At 65.4% G+C, this 17,891-nt stretch carries 12 protein-coding genes and 1 tRNA gene; 8 read left to right on the plus strand and 5 right to left on the minus strand.

Annotated elements, in window-relative coordinates; translation table 11 throughout:
* Positions 1-111: 111 nt before the first annotated feature.
* The 6 genes from lexA to N5D20_RS22190 all read left to right on the plus strand — a co-directional run bounded on the left by lexA (position 112) and on the right by N5D20_RS22190 (position 5,871).
* Entirely contained in the window at positions 112-747 is a 636-nt protein-coding gene (gene lexA / locus N5D20_RS22165; RefSeq protein ID WP_032128412.1) for a transcriptional repressor LexA, read from the plus strand.
* Positions 748-951: 204 nt separating this feature from the next.
* Positions 952-1,989 carry a recombinase RecA gene (gene recA / locus N5D20_RS22170; RefSeq protein WP_010484252.1) on the plus strand — a complete coding sequence of 346 codons (1,038 nt, stop codon included), beginning with the start codon at positions 952-954 and terminating at the stop codon, positions 1,987-1,989.
* A 110-nt stretch (positions 1,990-2,099) separates the two neighbouring features.
* A complete protein-coding gene (gene recX, locus N5D20_RS22175; RefSeq protein ID WP_010484253.1) occupies positions 2,100-2,591 on the plus strand; it encodes a recombination regulator RecX in 492 nt (163 codons plus the stop codon).
* 109 nt (positions 2,592-2,700) lie between these two features.
* A complete protein-coding gene (alaS, locus tag N5D20_RS22180) occupies positions 2,701-5,349 on the plus strand; it encodes an alanine--tRNA ligase (RefSeq protein WP_197579364.1) in 2,649 nt (882 codons plus the stop codon).
* Positions 5,350-5,496: 147 nt separating this feature from the next.
* Positions 5,497-5,700 carry a carbon storage regulator CsrA gene (gene csrA / locus N5D20_RS22185; protein ID WP_279948141.1) on the plus strand — a complete coding sequence of 68 codons (204 nt, stop codon included), beginning with the start codon at positions 5,497-5,499 and terminating at the stop codon, positions 5,698-5,700.
* A 78-nt stretch (positions 5,701-5,778) separates the two neighbouring features.
* A tRNA-Ser gene (locus tag N5D20_RS22190) sits at positions 5,779-5,871 on the plus strand.
* Between the two features lie 120 nt (positions 5,872-5,991).
* On the opposite strand, the gene N5D20_RS22195 is transcribed toward N5D20_RS22190, so the two are convergent.
* Entirely contained in the window at positions 5,992-8,322 is a 2,331-nt protein-coding gene (locus tag N5D20_RS22195; protein ID WP_197579365.1) for a TonB-dependent receptor, read from the minus strand.
* Between the two features lie 138 nt (positions 8,323-8,460).
* Between N5D20_RS22195 and N5D20_RS22200 the strand changes: the two genes are divergently transcribed.
* Both N5D20_RS22200 and N5D20_RS22205 read left to right on the plus strand, forming a co-directional pair.
* A complete protein-coding gene (locus tag N5D20_RS22200; RefSeq protein WP_180836385.1) occupies positions 8,461-9,396 on the plus strand; it encodes a helix-turn-helix transcriptional regulator in 936 nt (311 codons plus the stop codon).
* A 111-nt stretch (positions 9,397-9,507) separates the two neighbouring features.
* Positions 9,508-11,679: a TonB-dependent siderophore receptor gene (locus tag N5D20_RS22205; protein ID WP_197579366.1), complete on the plus strand. Its 2,172-nt coding sequence runs from the start codon at positions 9,508-9,510 to the stop codon at positions 11,677-11,679.
* Positions 11,680-11,696: 17 nt separating this feature from the next.
* On the opposite strand, the gene N5D20_RS22210 is transcribed toward N5D20_RS22205, so the two are convergent.
* From N5D20_RS22210 to N5D20_RS22225, 4 genes are all read right to left on the minus strand, one after another.
* Complete coding sequence (locus N5D20_RS22210; RefSeq protein WP_197579367.1) at positions 11,697-12,803, minus strand: YdcF family protein; 1,107 nt, start codon at positions 12,801-12,803, stop codon at positions 11,697-11,699.
* The gene (locus N5D20_RS22215; protein ID WP_197579368.1) at positions 12,803-15,298 is read right to left on the minus strand and encodes a TonB-dependent receptor; all 2,496 of its coding nucleotides are present in this window, start codon (positions 15,296-15,298) and stop codon (positions 12,803-12,805) included. Before N5D20_RS22215 ends, N5D20_RS22210 begins: the two co-directional genes overlap by 1 nt.
* An 86-nt stretch (positions 15,299-15,384) precedes the next feature.
* A complete protein-coding gene (locus N5D20_RS22220) occupies positions 15,385-16,542 on the minus strand; it encodes an ROK family protein (RefSeq protein WP_197579369.1) in 1,158 nt (385 codons plus the stop codon).
* On the minus strand, positions 16,539-17,780 hold the full coding sequence (locus tag N5D20_RS22225; protein WP_197579370.1) for an MFS transporter: 1,242 nt from the start codon (positions 17,778-17,780) through the stop codon (positions 16,539-16,541). The genes N5D20_RS22220 and N5D20_RS22225 overlap by 4 nt, the downstream gene beginning before the upstream one ends.
* Between the last annotated feature and the right edge of the window lie 111 nt (positions 17,781-17,891).

The raw sequence follows: 17,891 nt of genomic DNA on the forward strand, positions 1-17,891 counted from the left end.
CAGGTCAGCCCAGCCATTCGCCACATTGCCGAGCACGGCTCGGCACTACAGATGTCGCCGTGTCGTCTCCGGCACTTGCAGTCCTGCACGTTAGTAGTAATACTACTAACCATGGACCTGACCGACACCCAGCAGGCGATCCTGCAGTTGATCGCCGAGCGTATCGAGAGCGAAGGCGCGCCGCCGTCGCAGACTGAAATCGCACGTGCGTTCGGCTTCAAGGGCGTGCGCGCGGCCCAGTACCACCTGGAGGCCCTGGAGCAGGCCGGTGCGATCCGTCGCATCCCGGGCCAGGCCCGCGGCATCCGCCTGGTACAGGCGCCGCCGGTCGAGAAGCTGGCCGAGCCGGGCCTGCCCGACAGCGTGCTGCGCCTGCCGGTGCTCGGCCGGGTTGCGGCGGGCCTGCCGATCGGCGCCGATATCGGCTCGGACGATTTCGTGGTGCTGGACCGGGTGTTCTTCTCGCCGGCACCGGACTACCTGCTGAAGGTGCAGGGCGATTCGATGATCGACGAAGGCATCTTCGACGGTGACCTGATCGGCGTGCACCGCACCCGCGACGCCCATTCCGGCCAGATCGTGGTAGCCCGCATCGATGACGAGATCACCGTCAAGCTGCTGAAGATCGCCAAGGATCGTATCCGCCTGCTGCCGCGCAACCCCGACTACAAGCCGATCGAGGTGCTGCCGGACCAGGACTTCTCGATCGAAGGCCTCTATTGCGGCCTGTTGCGACCCAACCGTTGACCCGTTCCATAGCGCATTACCCCGCGGTCTTTTGTGGCGATTCTCTGGTTCCACTGAGGTTGGTACGGATGTCCGATAATTCTTTTCAGAGCGCCGGGCAGAATCTCAGCCTGTGCGATACATCCGACTTAAAGTGAGCCCATGGCAAAGAAGACCCCCAAAGACAGCACCTCCAACGACACGACCTCTGCAAGGACCCAACCGATGGACGAGAACAAGAAGCGCGCCCTCGCTGCAGCTCTGGGCCAGATCGAAAAGCAGTTCGGCAAGGGCTCGGTGATGCGCATGGGCGACCGCGTGGTCGAGCCCGTCGAAGCCATCCCGACCGGTTCGCTGATGCTCGACATCGCACTGGGCATCGGCGGTCTGCCGAAGGGCCGTGTCGTCGAGATCTACGGGCCGGAATCCTCGGGCAAGACCACGCTGACCCTGCAGGCCATCGCCGAATGCCAGAAGATGGGCGGCACCGCGGCCTTCATCGACGCCGAGCACGCGCTGGACCCGATCTACGCCGCCAAGCTGGGCGTGAACGTGGACGACCTGCTGCTGTCGCAGCCGGATACCGGTGAGCAGGCGCTGGAAATCGCCGACATGCTGGTCCGTTCGGGTTCGGTCGACATCCTGGTGATCGACTCGGTCGCCGCGTTGACCCCGAAGGCTGAAATCGAAGGCGAGATGGGCGATCAGCTGCCGGGCCTGCAGGCCCGCCTGATGAGCCAGGCACTGCGCAAGCTGACCGGCAACATCAAGCGCTCCAACACCCTGGTGGTCTTCATCAACCAGCTGCGCATGAAGATCGGTGTGATGATGCCGGGCCAGAGCCCGGAAACCACCACCGGCGGCAACGCGCTGAAGTTCTATGCCTCGGTGCGCCTGGACATCCGCCGTATCGGCGCGATCAAGAAGGGCGACGAGATCATCGGCAACCAGACCAAGATCAAGGTCGTCAAGAACAAGCTGGCGCCTCCGTTCAAGCAGGTCATCACCGAGATCCTATATGGCGAGGGCATCAGCCGCGAAGGCGAACTGATCGACATGGGCGTGGATGCCAAGCTGGTCGAGAAGGCCGGTGCCTGGTACAGCTACGGTGAGGAGCGCATCGGCCAGGGCAAGGACAACGCCCGCGGTTACCTGCGCGACAACCCGACAGTTGCTGCGAAGCTCGAAGCCGAGCTGCGCGAGAAGTTCCAGCCGACCGAAGCCAGCCGTGAGGAAGGCGACGACGAAGGCGACGACGAGTAAAGCTTGCTGTGGGGCAGGGCGGCGCCGTCAGTGACGTCGCCCTGTCCCGCAGGTTCGAATCGCCCAGGGATGGGCTGGGCGCCACGGATGGCGCCACCCTTGGAGTACGCATGTCCGACGCCGACGACATTCCCACCGGTCGCAAACGCCGGCCGCGTGAGCAGACCCCCGTGCAACGGGCGCTGGGCCTGCTGGTCCGCCGCGAACACTCGCGCAAGGAACTCACCCGCAAGCTGACCGCACGCGGCATCGAAGACGATGCGGCGCAGGCGGCTGTCGCCAAGCTCACCGAGGCCGGCTGGCAGGACGACACCCGTTTTGCCGAGAATCTGGTGCGGATGCGTGCCAACACCGGCTATGGGCCGATCCATGTCCGCGCCGAGCTGGGGACCCACGGCCTGGACAGTGCCGCGATTGCCGCGGCGATGGACAGCTACGAAGGCGACTGGCAGGAAAATGCCCGTGATCTGGTCCGTCGACGCTTTGGCGAGGCCGGCCCGCAGGACCTGACGCAGCGGCGCAAGGCCGCCGATCTGCTGGCCCGACGCGGCTTCGACGGCGACAGCATCCGCCGCGCGACCCGCTACGACCCGGATGACTGAGACTGGCGGCGCCGGGCCTGATACCCTTTAGGTTTTCGGCGGTCCCTCGCGACCCTGGCCAATGCGGCCGGTGGTCCGGGCCCGCCGGCCCGCAGACTGCCAGCCCCCAATGAACGCATCCGCCAAATTCACGACTTCCCAGATCCGCAGCGACTTCCTTGAATTCTTCAAGGGCAAAGGCCACACCATCGTGCCGTCGGCGCCGCTGGTGCCGGGCAATGATCCGACCCTGCTGTTCACCAACTCCGGCATGGTGCAGTTCAAGGACGTGTTCCTTGGCGCGGAAAAGCGCAGCTACGTGCGCGCGGCCGACGTCCAGCGCTGCCTGCGCGCGGGCGGCAAGCACAACGACCTCGATCAGGTCGGCTACACCGCACGCCACCACACCTTCTTCGAAATGCTGGGTAACTGGTCGTTCGGCGACTACTTCAAGAAGGACGCGATCGCCTGGGCCTGGGAACTGCTGACCCAGGTCTGGAAGCTGCCGGCCGAGCGCCTGCTGGTCACCGTCTACCAGACCGACGACGAAGCCTACGAACTGTGGCGCGACATGGTCGGCATTCCGGAAGCGCGCATCGTGCGCATCGGTGACAACAAGGGCGCGCCGTTCGCTTCGGACAACTTCTGGCAGATGGCCGACACCGGCCCGTGCGGGCCGTGCACCGAGATCTTCTACGACCACGGCGACCATATCGCCGGTGGCCCCCCGGGCTCCCCGGATGAGGACGGCGACCGCTTCATCGAAATCTGGAACCTGGTGTTCATGCAGTTCGACCGCCAGCCGGATGGCACCCTGGTGCCGCTGCCGGCGCCGTGCGTGGACACCGGCATGGGCCTGGAGCGCCTGGCGGCGATCCTGCAGCACGTGCACACCAACTACGAGATCGACCTGTTCCAGGCTCTGATCCGCAAGGCCTCCGAGCTGACCGGCACCGCCGACCTGGAAAACAAGTCGCTGCGTGTGATCGCCGATCACATCCGTGCCTGTTCGTTCCTGATCGTCGATGGCGTGCTGCCGTCCAATGAAGGCCGTGGCTACGTGCTGCGCCGTATCATCCGTCGCGCCCTGCGCCACGGCTGGATGCTGGGCGTGCGCCAGCCGTTCTTCAGCAAGCTGGTGCCGACCCTGGTCGAGCAGATGGGCGAGGCCTATCCGGAACTGCCGGCAGCGGTGGACACCGTCACCCGTGCGTTGCAGGCCGAGGAGGAGCGTTTCGCTGAAACCCTCGACGCCGGCATGAAGATCTTCGAAGACGTCGCGGGCAAGGCCAGCAATGGCGTGATCCCGGGCGTTGACGCCTTCCGCCTGTACGACACCTATGGCTTCCCGCTCGACCTGACCCAGGACATCGCCCGCGAGCGCGACCTGACCGTCGACATCGCCGGCTTCGATGCTGCGATGGAACAGCAGCGCGAAACCGCACGTGCGGCCGGCAAGTTCGGTGGCGGCGTGACGCTGCCGGCCGAGCTGGTGGCGACCCTGAGCCCGACCCGGTTCCTCGGCTACGACCGCCTGCAGGCCGACGGCCTGACCGTGCTGGCCCTGCTCAAGGACGGCCGTCCGGTGCAGTCGGCCGATGCTGGTGACGCAGTCATCGTCATCACCAACCAGACCCCGTTCTACGCCGAGTCCGGCGGCCAGGTCGGCGACACCGGCGTGCTCACCGGCAACGGCGTGCGCCTGGTGGTGGAAGACACCCAGAAGTTCGCCGGCCAGTTCCATGGCCACGTCGGCACCCTGTCCGAAGGCGGCCTGAAGGTCGGCGATGTGCTGTCCGGCCAGGTGGATGGCGAGCGCCGTGGCGCCACCATCCTCAACCACTCGGCCACCCACCTGTTGCACGCCGCCCTGCGCGAAGTGCTGGGCACCCACGTGCAGCAGAAGGGCTCGCTGGTCGCTCCGGACCGCCTGCGTTTCGACTTCTCGCACTTCCAGCCGATCAGCGCGGAAGAGCTGGCTGTGATCGAGCGCAAGGTCAACCAGCAGGTGCGCGCGAACAACGCTGCCGAAGTGCACAACATGGGCATGCAGGAAGCGCTGGACTTCGGCGCCATGGCCCTGTTCGGCGAAAAGTACGGTGAGCACGTGCGCGTGCTGAAGATGGGTGATTACTCCACCGAGCTGTGCGGCGGTACCCACGTCAACCGCACCGGCGACATCGGCCTGTTCAAGATCACCTCCGAGGGCGGTGTTTCCGCCGGCGTACGCCGCATTGAGGCCGTTACCGGTCAGGGCGCCCTGGATTATGTGGATGCCGAAGAGGCCCGCCTGGCCGAAGCCGCCGAGCTGCTCGGCGGCAGCGCCACGGACGTGGTCGAGAAGATCCGTGCCCTCGGCCAGCGCCAGAAGCAGCTGGAGCGCGAACTGGAAGCCGTGAAGGCCAAGGTCGCCGCCGGTGCCACGGCCGACCTGTCAGGCCAGGCCGTCGAGGTTGCTGGCGTGAAGGTGCTGGCCGCCCGTCTGGAGGGCTTCGACGCCAAGGCCCTGCGTGACGCCATGGACCGCCTCAAGCAGCAGCTGGGCGACGTGGTGATCGTGCTGGCCGGCGCCCAGGACGGCAAGGCCGCCCTGGTCGCGGGTGTGAACGGCAGCGCAATGGGCAAGGTCAAGGCCGGGGAACTGTTGTCCCATATCGCCGGTCAGATCGGGGGCAAGGGCGGCGGACGCCCGGACCTCGCCCAGGGTGGTGGCGAGGACGGGCCCGCCCTTGCCACTGCGCTGGCTGCAGTCGTCGAATGGGTCAGCCCCCGCCTGTGATGAACCTGGCCGTCCCCCTCCTTGTAGGAGCGGGACGGCTGACGGTACCATTGCGAATCTTTTCCCTTTGTCGTGGTAGCGCTTCTTGACGGAGCGTCAAGCCGGTGGGGGATACCCTTCCACACGGTTCCATGGAGACTTACAAAAATGTTGATCCTGACTCGCCGCGTCGGCGAAACCCTGATGATCGGTGACTCGGTGAGCGTCACCGTGCTTGGCGTCAAGGGTAACCAGGTGCGTATCGACATCACCGCGCCGAAGGACGTCGCTGTGCATCGCGAAGAGATCTATCAGCGCATCCAGCGCGGTGACGAAGCCGGTGGCACCGGTAGCGAAAATTCTGCCGAATAACGCTTTACCTTCGCACTCGATTAACGTTATGATTCACGCCCCGCTGAGGTGCAACGCACCAGACGCGGAGAAAACCCCGGAGTGATGCCCGAGTGGCCGAAGGGGCTCCCCTGCTAAGGGAGTATAGGGTCAAAAGCTCTATCGAGGGTTCGAATCCCTCTCACTCCGCCAGATGCAAAGAAGCGCCTGCAGATCCTCGATCTGCAGGCGTTTTTCTTTATGGCAACACTCATTGCCGGTGCGCCATCCACTGATCATCGATCAATGGATGGCGCTTCGGGTGCCCCCGACTCAGAGCCTTACCGTCACCCCCACCTGGAACCCACGCCCCGGCAACGGCGCGATGTATTTCAGCGGCGAGTTGTGTGGCCGTGCTTCTTCATTGAGCAGATTGCTGCCGTTGACGAACACCTCCATGCCGGCGATGTAGCTGTTGCGTACCGGCAGCTCACGGCTGACCTGCAGGTCGACCAGGTTGAAGGCATCCAGTGGCACTTCCTCGCTGACATTGCGGCCGAGGTATTTCTGCGTGTCGTAGTAAGTGCTGGACAGCTGCGCCTTCCAGCCTTCGCGCTGCCACTGCAGGTTGGCACCGTAGCGGTTGGTCGGCATGTTCGGCAGGTACTCGCCGTCATTGTGGGCACGCAGCGAATCGGGGTGGTCGGCCTTGTTCTTCACCAAGTCGGCGAAAGCGGAGATGTTCAATGTGCCGTATCGGCCCAGCTCCAGTGCCTGCGAGGCATCGATCTCGAAACCCTTCACCGTGGTGTCGGTCTGCTTCCAGTACTTCAGCGGCAGGCGGTTGGCGGTCTGCACGCCCGAGTAGCCCAGGTACAGATAGTTCTCGTACTTCATCCGGTACGCGGTGGCCGACAGTTCGAACCCTCCGATATGGAACAGGCCGGTCAGCTCCAGGTTTTTCGCGCGTTCCGGCTCGAGGTTCTGGTTGCCTTCTTCCTGGGTCATCACCGAATAGTGAGCATTGCTCGCATACAGCTCGTTGATCTCCGGTGCGCGCTGCGAGGACGAGTAGCGCACCTTGGCGGCGAACAACGGACCGAGCTCGACATACGATCCCAGGCTGTAGCTGTTGAGCCGGTAGTCGCGGTCCTGCAGTTTCGTGTTGGCGGCATTGCGCGCGGTCTTGAAGCGGCTTGGTTGCAGGTCATGGTCAACGCGCTCGTGGCGCACGCCAGCGTCGAAACTGGCCCAGCCGAAGTCCAGCGTCTCCTTCAGGAACACCGCGTTGCTGCGGGTGTCGACGTCAGGCAGGTAGCGCAGCGAGCCACTGCCGGTCACGTCACGCGACTGGTGGCTGTAGCCGAGCAGGCCGCTGAGCGGACCGACACGCTGATGGCTCAGCAGCAGTTCGGCCTGGGTGCTCTCGAAATCGTAGTCGTTGGCCCGGGTGGCACCCAGCCGTTCGCCCGAGGTGTTGTCCAGCTTGGAAACACGCAGTTCGGCGCGCTCGAACCACGGCAGCGGGTCGCGCAACAGGGCTTCCAGTGCGTAGCGTTCCTGCTTGATCACCACGCCCACCGGCAATGCGTTGGCGTAGTTGGAACCGAACGACAGGTTCTGCATCGAGAACCCGGGCACGCCGTACTCGCTGTCCTTGGCATCGATGCTGACACCCACGTAACCACGCTCGAAGAACAGGGTCGACCCGAACGCAACCTGCGAATTGCGCGCGTAGCTGTTGCCCAACCGGTGGTGATAGTCGGGGGTCACATCATTGTTGATCTGCTTCTGTACGTATGACGGCGTGCCGGCGACATAGGCCGGATTGACCGGATTGATATAGGTACGGCGCTGCCAGACCGAGGTCGGGTTGTTGGTGTAGAACGAGAAATCACCATCGGCCCAGTCCGGGTTTTCGGTCATGAACTGGTCGATGTAGGGCTGCGAGGCCTTGTTGTAGATCTGCTGGACGCGCGCCTCCTTCTGGCAGCTGTCGGCCAGCGCCGAGTTGACGCCGCCGGTGGGCGGGAACAGCCCGGTGTTGCAGACACTGGCCTTGCTGTTGCCGGGGATGTCGTAGTGCGAGATACGCTGGCGCGAGACCTGCAGGTTGGTCGAGAGGTTGCGCCGGTTGTTGAAGTTCATGCGGAAGCCCTGCGCGTCGGCGGCATTGAAGCCCTTGCGCAGGACCAGTTCCATCGACTGGTCCTTGTCTTCCATGCTGCGCGAGATCAGGCCCGAATCGATCTCCACGCTGCCGCCGATCGCATTGCCGCCGTAGCGCACGGTGTCGGAGGACTTGTTGACGGTCACACTGCGTACGAACAGCGGATCGAACGGAATGTTGATGTCGCCGCTGATCGCGTTCATGCCGAGGATGGACTGGCCGTCCTGCAGGATCTGCACGCGGTTGCCGCTGAGGCTGCGGATGACCGGAGCGCCCGCGTTCGGCCCGAAGGCGCTGCTCTGCACGCCGGAGACGTGTTCGAGCAGGCCGCCGAGGGTGCGGTTCTGCGCCTGTGGGTTGTCGACAGTGACCCGGCTGTCGATGCGCGAGGGCTGGGAGGCCTGGACCTGGAGGGTGGGGAGGGTGGGTTCGTCCGCGGCCTGGGCGGTGTGGACGACGAACAGAATGGCAGCAGCAAGCAGGTGGCGACGCATGGCACGATCCGTGAAAACAGTGTGAAATGTTATAACGTCACTATTTGTATCGACAAGGGTGGAATGGGCCTTGTGGCGGGGCTGGATATGAGAATGGTTCTCATATGAAAATGCAGGACGTTCCAGCCTGGTCCCATCATGCTCAACCTCACCCTTGCCGACCTCGATCGCCTGGGCCGCAGCAGCGGCTTCCGCTATCGCCTGCCTGCACTGGCCGCAGATCTGTCGGGTGAACAGTGCGTGGTGCAGGGCAGGGTGGAGCAGCGTCGCCTGCGCCCGGGCATGACCCTGGCGCTGTCGGACGTGATCGCCCATCAGCCGTTCGAGGCAACCTCGGAATCGCCGCCGGCCTTCTCGGCGATCGTGATGCTGGAGGGACGCGCAGGGGCCCGGTTGGCCGGGCAGGCGGTGATCGGCATGAGCCCGGGCGCCGGCGCGATGGTGCTGGCCGAGGCGGCACCGATGACCGCGATTCATCCCGCAGGGCAGCGGATGCGCAGCCTGAATGTCTCGTTGGAGGCACCCGACGGGATTGACGACCCGATGATCAGCGAACTGCTGTCCACCGCACATCGCACCGGTCACCCGCGGTTACGTGGTTGGCAGGTCCCCGGGCACCTCGAGCACGCCGCTGACCAGCTGCTGTCGGGCAGCTGGCACGGCGCGATGCATGCACTGCTGTGCGAGAGTATCGGCCTGCAGATGCTGGCCCTGGCGCTGGGCGCACCTGCGCGGGAGGCATCGCCGGACCTGCGTGTTTCAGCACGTGATCGCCGCATGCTACTGCGGGTGATGGATTGCCTGCAGGCGGCTCCAGCCGCCGACCATTGCCTGGAGGATCTGGCGCGCCTGGCCTGTATGAGCCCAAGCAGCCTGCGCCTGAAGTTCCAGCAGGTGTATCAGTGCTCGGTGTTCGGCTGGCTGCGCGAGCATCGCCTGCAACTGGCCTGCGAGCAGCTGCGGCAGGGTTGCAGCGTGCAGCAGGCCGCGCATTTCGTCGGCTACCGGCATGCCACGAATTTCGCGACCGCGTTTCGTGCGCGCTACGGCATCGCGCCCAGCCAGCTGCGCTGACGCAGGATCAGCGTCGGCAGCGCGCATACATCCGCTGCGTCCGCGCATACGTGCGCTCACGCTCAAATGACAATAATTCTCATCCAGCCTTTCCCTCCTGCTGGATCTCCCATGCCCGCCTGTATCCGCCCGCGCGCCCTGGCAACCGCCATCGGCACGACCCTGGCGCTGTTCAATACTGCCCACGGCGCCGAGCGCGCCCCCGCCGCGAACACCTCGCAGCTGCCCACCGTGCAGGTCACGGCCGACCTCGATGGCAGTACCGAATCCTCGCGTTCCTACACCACCGACTCCATGGGCACGGCGACGGGGCTGTCGCTGACTTCGCGGCAGACGCCGCAGTCGGTCAGCGTCATCACCCGCCAGCAGATCGAGGACCGCGGGTTGCTCAGCACCGCCGATGCACTGGCCACGGCTCCGGGCATCTCGGTCACGCGCAGTGATGCCAACCGCTATTCGTTCTCGGCACGCGGCTTCGACATCGACAACTACCAGTTTGATGGCGTGGTGATGCCGGTGCTGTCGCCATGGAATTTCGGCGAGAACAATCTGGACATGGTGGTGTACGACCGCATCGAGATCGTGCGCGGTGCCAATGGCCTGATGACCGGTGCCGGCAATCCGTCGGCGGCGGTGAACTACGTGCGCAAGCGCCCGCTGCGTGATTTTGCTGCCAGTGGCGGCATCGGCCTCGGCAGCTGGGACGCGCGCCGCGCCTGGGTGGATGTGTCCAGCCCGTTGAGCCGGGAAGGGCGTGTGCGTGGTCGTGTGGTCGCCGCGCAGGCAGAGGGCGACAGCTACACTGCTGGCCTGGACAGCACCGCGAAGACGCTCTACGGCGTGGTCAGCGTGGACCTGGGCGAGGACACCGGATTGATCGCCGGTATCTCCTACCAGGGCAACGACAATCGTGGCTTCGGCAGCGGCTTCGCGCTGTTCAACGCCGACGGCACGCGTACCCGCTTCGACCGCTCGGTATCGGCCACCGCGCCGTGGGCACGGATGAGCACCGATACCCGCAACGGCTTCTTCGATTTCAACCATCGCTTCGGCAACGACTGGCAGGCGCGTGTGTCCTACAGCCGCTCACATACCGACATGGAGATGAAGCATCTCTACCGGGGCGGCTATCCCGATCCGGTGACCGGGGCGATGCCTAATGGCAACAGCTTCACCCGCTACGACGGTCCGGTGCGCCGTGAGGCGGTCAGTGTCAGCCTGACCGGTCCCTTCCAGTTGTTCGGCCGCCAGCACACGGCGTCCGTCGGCTGGTCGCGCTCACGCGACGAGATCGCACTGGGGCAGTACCGCGCACTGGCCCCGTTGCCGCCGTTGGCCAGCTATTTCGACTGGCACGGGCCGGGCACACCCGAGCCGGTGTGGGCCAGCAACAAGACCCAGGCCGATGATCTGGACAATCATCAGAGCGGTGCCTATGCCGTGGCGCGGTTGTCGCTGGCCGATCCGCTGCATGTGATCGTCGGTGGCCGCCTGAGCAACTGGGAGACCGACCAGGTCTACTTCGGCAGCAAGCGGAAGTACCGCTACCGCAACGAGTTCGTGCCCTATGCCGGCGTGGTCTGGGACCTCAACGATTACAGCAGCGTCTACGCCAGCTACACCGGCATCTTCAAGCCGCAGAACAACCGCAATGAATCCGGGCAGATCCTCGATCCGGTCAGTGGCCGCAGCTATGAGCTGGGCCTCAAGGGCAGCTGGTTGCAGGAGCGCTTGAATGCATCGGCGGCGCTGTTCCGCACCCAGCAGGACAATCTGGCCGAGGCCACGGGTGGTCTGGTCGAGGGCAGTACGCAGGCGGCGTATCGTGCGGTGAAGGGCGCAACGGTGGACGGCCTGGAACTGGAACTGGCCGGTGAGCCACTGCCGGGGTGGAGCCTGGGCACCAGCTTCACCACCTTCATCGCGCAGGACGCGCAGGGCAGGGCGATCAACACCGCCAAGCCGCGCAGCCTGTTCAAGCTGTTCACCACCTGGCGGCTGCCCGGTACCTGGGACCGGCTGACCATCGGCGGTGGCATGGACTGGCAGAATAGCATGTACCAGACCGCCACCGCGCCTGGAAATCGCCGGGTGCCGGTGGAGCAGCCCAGCTACGCACTGGTGAACCTGATGGCGCGCTACCAGTTCAGTTCCAATGTGTCGGCGGCGGTCAACATCAACAACCTGTTTGATCGCCATTACTACTCGCAGATCGGCTTCTACAACCAGGGCTGGTACGGGGCACCGCGAAACGTGATGTTCACGGTGAAGGTCGGTTACTGAAGATGCCGTCGCGCGGTTCAGGGATCCAGCGGATCCATCGGATCGATGCGCAGCGATTCGGGAGCCGGCACGAACGGGATCGCGTAGGGCGAAACGCGTGAACCGACCTTGCCCGGAACGTAACCCAGTTCATGGCGGTTGCGCTCGCTGAAGGCGCTGCTGGCGACCGAATCGATATGCGATGGACTGCTGACCACCAATGCCGGTTGCCGCGGCGGTGCCTGCAGGGCCGCCAGCAACCGGGCCGCATTGCGCAGATTGGTGGTGGTGTGGCGGGCATACGGCTCGATGATGATCGCATCTGCGGGAATGCCGAAGCGTGCCATCAGCGCTTCGCGCATCTGCACCGCTTCGACGCTGCGGGTGCCGCGTGGGTGTACCGCACCACCCGAGACGATGAGGAAGGGTGCATCACCTGCCGCGTAGCGCTGCGCGGCCGCCTTCAGGCGCAGCTTGCTGCCGGCGCTGAGCGGGGTGGTCAATTCGTCCGGTCCCTGGCCCAGCACGATGATCGCGGTGTACGGATGCCCATTCCAATCGAGCTGCCGCGCACGCGCAAACGGCGCGGCGTTCATTCCCGCGCTGATCGGCTCGAAGCGGATCGCATCGAGGCGGTCATTGGCATCGAGCAGGCCCACCGCCACCGCGATGCTGCGATCGAAGGCGGTGTAGGCCGCGCTGGCGTCCACCTCGCTCATCTGCATGGCAATGGCGACGTCGCCGGCCAGTCGCGTGCTGCCCGCTGCGCCGATCGGGCCGTCGATGGCGTCGTAGCGGGGCGGCTGGCCCTTGCCATAGACGGAGAGGATGTTGTTGAGGCCCGCCAGCTCCCGCTCGATGGCCTCGGCGTGCGCGGGAGCCGCAGCGGTCAACAGGTCGGCCTGCGCGGGCGTCCAACGTGCGGACGCGAGCGTGCAGGTGGCGGTCCGGCAGCCGGCCAGCTGCTGCGTGCGTTCGGCCAGGAGGGCACGCGCATCACCGGGCAGCGTATCGGGCTTCAACTGCATGAGGGTCGGGAACAGTCGTGCGGCCAGCGCGGCGCTGTCGCGGTCGTCGGCCACCGCCGCAAGCGGCAGCGCTGCTGTGGCAAGCAGGGCAAGGGACAAGGCAAATCGTCGATGCATCACCAGCTCCTGCTGACCATCAGGCGGACGTTGCGGCCGAACAGAGGCCGTCCATAGATTGCCTCGGCCGAACCCTGTCCGGCCAGGGCGTCGGTGCGGGTATTGCCCTCGGTGAGTCCCTTTTCATTGGTCAGGTTGTCGCCCACCAGCTGTGCGCCCCAGTTGCCGCGCTTCCATGAAACGCCCAGCCCCAAGGTCTGGTAGGCAGGCAGCGCCGTCTGGTTGAACAGATCAACATAGGATTTTCCGACCACGTCATAGCGCAGCCAGGTCTCGAACTGGTCCTGGCCGTGCTGGAAGCTGAAGGTCGGGCGGAGGTTGCCGTAGAGCTTGGGCTCGCGAACGATCTGCTTGCCGTTGACGGCGGCCCGATCGGCGCCGGAATCGTTCTGCAGGCTGTCGTACTGCGGATCGCTGACCGTGATCGAGCCGGCAATACTGAACCAGTCCAGCGGCCGGAACAGCCCATCCAGTTCGATGCCCTTGGAGACGGCGGTACCGATGAACGGCACCGACTGGTCATTGCGGCCGGTCGTCGGGTTGAACGCCACGAACGAGGCGTTGAGTGGGTCGAACTGCGTGTAGAACGCAGTCAGGTACAGGTAGGACCGGCCGAATCCGGCCTTCAGGCCCAACTCGTACTGGTCCAGCTGGGTCTGCACGATGGTGGGATCGATCGAGCGTGCCACTGACGAGTTGGGAACGATCTCCATGTGCGAGACGCGGGCGTAAGCACCCACCGAAGGGGTGAAATCGAAGTTCGCACCGACGGTCCAGTTGGTCGCGGACGGGTCCAGGCGATGGTTCTGGACGACGCCGGTGAACCGGCGCGTGGTGTTGTCGGCCAGTGTGGTGCGGTCGCCGAGGTCGACCTGGGCGGTCTGCTCTGCATAGCCTTCATAGCGGTAGCGTTCATGGCGGATGCCTGCGTCGAGCTTGAAGCGGTCCGTCAGTGCCCAGGTGTCATTGGCATACACCGCGAACATGCGGGCATCCACTTTGCCGCGATTGAGGGTGGTGGTGTAACGCAGCGTGCCCTTGTCGGTGACGTATCCCAAGGGGGCGCCATCGTTGCCGTAAGCCACCAGATCCAGCAGGCGTGGCTTGCCGCGCATCTCCATCAGCATGTCCTGGTACAGGCTGAAGGCCGTGGTGCCGAAGAAGGCCGTGTATGCACCGATGTTCAGATCGTGGCTGCCCCAGGCCGTTTCAAACAGCCGCGTCGCACTGAAGTCGGCCTGGCCGGAGTAGAAGTCCGAATCTGCGGCCCGGTACTGGGCCGAGATCACCAGGCCGGAGTCGGCATAGGGATCGTAGGCGCTCGCCCCGTTGCTGCCGGCCAGGGCGTAGCCCATCCGCGCGACGCCGGCACCGAAGGCGGTACGGGCTGCGCCCAGATAGCCGTTGGCGAAAGCGCGTGCGTCGACCGGGTTGGTGGTCGAGTACAGCGCGTCGAAGGTATTGCGGCCCTTGGTGTAGCCGGTTTTCAGCGAGATCGTCCAATCGCTGGCGGTATTCTCGTACTGGAAGCCGATGTTGCCGAAGCGCATGTGCCGGCCATCGGCCAGGTCGCGGTTCATGCCCTGCAGGACGCCGCCGCCATCGAGGTACTTCAGGTTGACACTGCGCAGCGACGGCGAGTTCAGCGTACCGTCGAAGTAGTCGATGTACGGGTCCAGCGGGACGCTGGGATTGCGCGGATCGGCGACCGGGATCGGCAGGTAGAACGTATTGTGGTCATCGACGAAGGTACCGCTGACCTTGAACCAGCTGTTGTCGTCGAAGTAGTGCTTGATGTTGCCCCTGATCTGCCCGCCCTTGTCGTTCGGGAAGCCGTTGTCGCGGTAGCCATCGTGCTGGCGCAGGAATCCACCGACTGCATAGAAGGTGTCCTTGCCGAGGGCGCCGGACTGGTACATCTCGCCGCGGTACAGCCCGGTGTCACCGACGGTCAGCTGGGCCTTGCCGTGGGTCTGTTCCGAGCCCTCGGCCAGGATGTTGTTGACGATGGCGCCGCCACTGCTCGCATAGATCGGCGCCGGGCCACCACGCACGATCTCCACCCGCTGGTTCATCACGTCGAACCGGTTCATGCCGTCGCCGGAGTTGAAGAAGTGGCCATCCAGCTCCTGGTAGAGCGGCAAGCCGTCCTGCTGGAAAGCGATGAAGCCACGATCGGTGGGAATGCCGCGCAGCCGGGTGATGTTCTGCACCTCGCCTCCGGTGGCTTCGACATGGATGCCGGGCACGGACCCGAGCAGGTCGGCGTAGCTTTTCGGTGCGAGTTTCTGCACGTCTTCGCGGCTGAGTGAATTGACCGCGAAGGACGCATCGAAACGACGCTGGGTGCGTGCCGCACCGGTGACCACCACCGCGTCCAGCGTTGCGGCGTCGGCGCTGCCCTGGTTCTGGACGGAGGCGTCCTGCGCAGAAGCGTTGCCATGCAGGGATATCAAGGCCAGGGAGATTCCCAGGACCAGGGGGCTGATGTTCATCGGAGGGCGGCCATGCAGGGAAGGGGGACCGCTGCACGGTAGGTCCGGGCGATGACGGAATTGTTTACTTCGGCGGAAATAAACAATTAAACGATGGCATCGGCGCCCAGCTGGTGGATCGGCAGCAGCGCTGCGCCCACCGAAACCGCGGATCCTCCCAGCCGTGACACATGCACCTGCGGCAGGCGCAGGCTGTCCAGCGCGCTGCTCCAGCGTGCCGGCTGCTGCAGGTGTTGCCCCAACGCTTCCAGTACCTGGCGGGGTAGCGAACCGGACAGGATCACGGCGCCCGGATCGAGCCACGCGACGCCGGTATTGGCCGCTGCGCCCAGCTGGTTTCCTGCGCGTTCGGCCCAGGCACTGATGATGCCGGCATGGCTTTCCAGGCAGGCCTCCAGCTCGAACAACGAAGGAATTCCGGCGCCAGCCTCGCGCAACGTGGCCAGCAGGTCGATACCCGAGGGGCGCGGTGCGTCCATGCGGAACAGGCGGCCGATGTCGCCTGCATTGCCGAACTCACCGCGCATCACATCACGCCGGTGGATCACGCCGCCACCCACGCCGTGGCCGACATACAGCAGCAGCGCCGAAGCGCAGTCGCGGATCAGACCGCTGTCGTAATACTCCGCCAACGCCGCCAGGGTTGCATCGTTCTCCACCCACACCGGGAAGCCGAAGTAGTCTTCGAAGAACTGGTCGTTGTCGATGTCGCGCCAGCCATGCAGCCAGTCCACCGCGTGCCGGCGTGCCGGACCGGTTTCGACCACGGGCCCCGGAACGGCCACGCCGAGGCCCAGAAAGCGCGCGCGCATCAGTCCGGTGCTGCTGGTGAGGCTGCGCAGGCGCTGGTCCACGCAATGGACGAAATCGAGGGGATCTGCGCTGTCGAATGCGGTGGCATCGCGGGCGATGACCTGGCCGGCGAAATCCACCAGTGCGATCTCCAGCCAACCGGGATGCACCGTGGCACCGGCGGCATAGCCGCCCCGACCGGACAGCGCCAGTGGCACCGAGGGACGGCCGCGCTGGCCATCGGACAGTTGTCCCTGTTCCTCGATCACTTCCAGCATCAGCAGTTCACGCGCCAGGCGGGTCAACGCGCCGTTGTGCATGCCCAGCTGGTGGGCGATGGTGATGCGGGGAACCGCGCCCATCGTGCGCAACAGCCAGATGATGCGCTTATGGTCGGCCTCCAGCGCGATCAGCGGCTTGCGGCGCAGCCGCGATGTCGGGGCCAGGCTCACGGGCGCAGGCCCTCGCTGCGTGCTGGAGGGATGGGCCAGGCCAATGCGGCCAGCGAAAGCAGGCTGCCGGCGGCGACCAGCGAGACCAGTGCGGCCGAGGTGCCCGGATCGCCCGCCTGTATACCGGGCAGCACTTCCCCCAGCAGCAACGAAGAGGCCGCGATGGATAGCTTCATGGTTCCAGTGAGCAGTGCAAAACAGCTGAGGTCATCGTCGCGTCCGCTATGGATGGCATGGCGACGGGCGATCAGCGCGGTGCGTCGCCACAGCACCAGGCCGACGCTGGCCACCGCCGTCCCGTGGGTCGCGGCACATGCAATCGCTATGGGCGTGGAGGGGATGGCCAGGTACACGCCAACGGCGGCGACGGCCAGCACCGACATCAGCGCGAGCATCCCGGTCTCGCTGTGCAGCGTTGAACGCAGGCGCAGGCAGAGCCAGGGGGCAACCACCATGCCCGCCACCATCGCGAAGGTCAGCGCTGCCCCATGTTCGGCGAAGGGGAACAGACGCCCTGCCAGGCCAACCAGCGCCGTCTCCGCCGCCGCGGCCAGCAGAACCGGCAGCAGCGCCGGCAGGGGCAGGGGCAGGGGCAGGGCAACGGCAGCGGGCGTCCTGGTTGCGGAGGGCCGTGAGGGCGTTGCGACGCAGGCCAAAGGAAGCGCAGCGGCCGCGATCAGCACGCCGATGATCATGCAGATCAGCAACGCGTTGCCACTGCCCTGGGACGCAGGCGTACCGACCACGCCGAACAGCGCCGAGGCAATGCACAGCTTGGAGATCGGCACCACCACGGCGCGGGTGGAGACATAGCCCATGGCCTCGTCCTCGTCACGGGGCAGCAAGGACGTCAGCGCGTTCTGGGCCACGTCGTAGACCGCATAGCAGGTACGGAACAGCAACGATGCGACCAGCAACGGCAGGAAGGCGGGCTCGGTTGCGTTGCCCGGGCTGAACAGCAGGCAGGCGCTGGCCGCCGTGCCGAGCCCGCCGATGAGCTGCAGGCGCAGGGCCAGGCGCTGCTGGTTGCGCATGCGGGTGAACACGGCGGCCAACAGCAGATCGAGCAGGCTGCTGTAGGACAATGAAATGGCCAGCAGCTGGCCGGTGTGGGCCGCCGGCAGCCCCAGCCGGGCGTGCAGGTGGTAGCCCAGCACCAGATCCACGAACGACCAGACCAGGGTGCGGGCAAAGTGGCCGGCGGCATAGAGGTGCTGTGGCGAGGGCTGCGCGTTCAACGCCGTGTACTGGGGGAGAAGAGCCGGAGATGCTGGATCGTTCTACTACCCCTGTGTGACACGGTCCTGACATGGCGGGTGGCCGGGCATTCAGCGAGTGGCTTGCACCGC

It is taken from the genome of Stenotrophomonas sp. GD03877, from assembly GCF_029840555.1.
GTDB classification, from domain to species: domain Bacteria; phylum Pseudomonadota; class Gammaproteobacteria; order Xanthomonadales; family Xanthomonadaceae; genus Stenotrophomonas; species Stenotrophomonas geniculata.